Origin of the sequence: Alteromonas sp. S015 (assembly GCF_036864485.1) — a bacterium.
Taxonomy (GTDB): Bacteria; Pseudomonadota; Gammaproteobacteria; order Enterobacterales; family Alteromonadaceae; genus Alteromonas.
Map to the genome: position 1 here is coordinate 1 of NZ_JAZETO010000033.1, position 410 is coordinate 410.

Sequence of the window (410 nt, forward strand, 5' to 3'; positions counted from 1 at the left end):
ACCCGATGACAGTCTCTGGAAGGCCTGATCTAAGCCTAAACTAGAGCTCATTAATTGGCGCTGGGCATTAAGTGAACTAACATTTGTATTTACGTATAAAGCCATTGTCTCTCTCCTCATTCACTTTTGTGAAAGCGGTTGGGCTCTCACCCCCAACCGAATCTCTCTCTTAATTGTCTGGGCTCTCACCCCCTGACAATTTATTTAACGGCAAGGAAACAAAATACTTGACACTTTTTTTTCAAGAGAATGTATAAAAAACCAACCCTTTGAATTAGAAAGATTTTTACATAAAAAAGCCCGTTTTCACGGGCTTTTATGAGAGATTGAGAGAGAATTCGAGAGAGTATGATTACCCTAGTAGGCTTAGTGCAGCCTGTGGACGTTGGTTTGCCTGAGCTAATATCGTC

The 410-nt window shown here is 41.2% G+C and carries 1 pseudogene; it reads right to left on the bottom strand.

Going from position 1 to position 410, the window contains the following annotated elements:
• Positions 1-105: pseudogene (locus V7R42_RS19910) on the bottom strand (flagellin); the annotation flags it as partial.
• Positions 106-410 lie beyond the last annotated feature (305 nt).